Genomic DNA, 2,076 nt, shown 5'->3' with positions numbered 1-2,076 from the left:
CACGAACACTTGGGCGTTATCGACATTTGCCTTGACCGATACATCGAAGGCGAGGGCGCTTGTGGCACAAAATGCGATTGCGGTAAAAAGAATTGCGAGTGAGCTATAAATTCGAGACATATAAACCTCTGTACTCAAGAATATACAAATTTCGCCTAATGCAGAACAGCAGGGAGCTTGCATTTAGCTATATTCTAAAAGCCTATGAATTGGTGGAACGTTTGCAAGTCTGCTTTGATTACAGCGCTAGTTTGAGCCATATTTGCTGTTGCAGACGAAAGCGCGAAACAAGATTCCCTTGCTACGGATAGTGTCGCGGTTGCACAAGATTCCCTTGCGCCTGACAGTACATCTTGGAAGGTGGAAAGAGAAAACATACTTTCGATTGTCTCGATCTTTTTGCCCCACAATTCGCTCCGGAATTCCGAAACATTGCACAACTGGCCCTTTATTGCATTTGCGGTGCCTGCGTATGCATACCATTTCAAGGTGCAGCGCGATTTCGGTCATTTAATGAGCTTTAAAGGCTTGGCCGCAGGCGACGCCAACTTTGCCGGAATCGGGATAAAGCTCGATGCCGTAATCGAATTGATTCACTTGTTGGAACTTGGCGCCGAAGCAAATACTGGTACGGCGCTCAACTATCAAGAAACGGCGACATTCATGGGCGTGTACGACCCTGAAAAAAGGGACTACCGGCAAGATATCATGTTTACGGAGTACGCATACGGCGTGCGTTACCATTCAGCGCTCACTATACCGTTGCTTGCGTTTTTGCCCAAGAGCGACTGGACCAAGATTATTCTGAAGGGAACGGCGGAACTCAAGTATTCTGCGTATACAGGCGCCGAAGATAAAGAGGTTTGGAAGGCCGGCAACGAAAACATGGTGAACGGATTTAAGTACAAGTACGGCGGCACGCTGATTTACATGCTGCCGTTCAAGCGCGTGCCCATGGCGATGCTTTCGGTAGATGCGAGCGGATTCAAGCACGAATACGATTTTGACAAAGCGTACAAGGACTACAATCCGGACTTTGTGACGGTGCATGTGACGCCTATGGCGTCGATCAAGCTCGACGAAAACTGGAACGGCATGCTCATGGCGTCTGTCTCGCGCGACCGCAAGTTCGAAAATCGCCGCTACCCGACTACCGAAGAATTGCTGCAAAAGCAGGTGGGGAGCGAATGGGACTTGCGTGCGGTTATGTTCATCATGAGCCGAAAATTCTAGATTCACGTCATTGCGAGTCCCTGAAAGGGGCGAAGCAATCGTTAGCCTTTTTTTAAATTTTAGAAATGGAAATGCCTGCTGTTGCGGGCATGACGGAAGAACATGAATATTGCCTTAATTGTCTACTTTGTGTTTTTGATTGCGATTGCGGTGCGCAGTGCGCGGCGCGTAAAGGACATTCCCGATTTTTTCGTGGCGCGCAAAGGGGCGTCGGCGAAGGCGGTAGCCGGTAGCCTCGTGGCGACGATTCTTGGCGGGTCGGCCGTGATTGGCGCCGTCGATAGCGGCGCAAAACTCGGCGGGGCCGCGAGCTGGTTCATGCTGGTGGGTGCGCTTGGCCTGTTTGCGTTGATTCCGATTGCGGGCCGTGCCTACGAGCATGGCAAATATTCCTTGCCGGATTTGGTCGAGAACCTGTACGGCAAGGGCCCGCGCCTGGTGGCAACCGTTGTGATTCCGGTTGCCTGGACAGGCATTGTGGCGGCCCAGATTATTGCGGCGGCCAAGCTCCTGATGACTTTTACCTCGATGCCCTACACGACAGCGGCGATTGTGTCGGCGACGGTGTTTACGGGCTACACGCTCGCGGGCGGCCAGCTTTCGATATTGCGTACTGACTTTTTGCAGGCATGCCTGATCATTGTCGGGCTCTTGCTGCTGGCGGGCTTTGCAAAGTTTGGTGGCGGTGAGCTCGGCAGCATGTTGGCAAGCGCTACGACCAGTGTAGCGCCCAAGTTCCCGTTCAACGCGAACTTTACGCCGCTAGACTTGTTCCTTCTGATTCTCACTTACGGCACCACGTATACGGCAGGCCCCGATATTTACAGTCGCGTATTCTGCGCG

Annotated in this window: 1 protein-coding gene and 1 pseudogene; both read left to right on the top strand. The window is 52.1% G+C overall.

Annotation, left to right across the window (positions count from 1 at the left end):
- The first annotated feature begins 360 nt into the window (after positions 1-360).
- Entirely contained in the window at positions 361-1,233 is an 873-nt protein-coding gene (locus tag Q0628_RS05520; RefSeq protein ID WP_298768928.1) for a hypothetical protein, read from the top strand.
- Between the two features lie 102 nt (positions 1,234-1,335).
- Positions 1,336-2,076 (top strand): annotated as a pseudogene (locus tag Q0628_RS05515) (sodium:solute symporter family protein); the annotation flags it as partial.

Origin of the sequence: uncultured Fibrobacter sp., from assembly GCF_937877005.1 — a bacterium.
GTDB lineage: Bacteria > Fibrobacterota > Fibrobacteria > Fibrobacterales > Fibrobacteraceae > Fibrobacter.
This window is presented reverse-complemented; position numbering and strand designations above follow the sequence as displayed.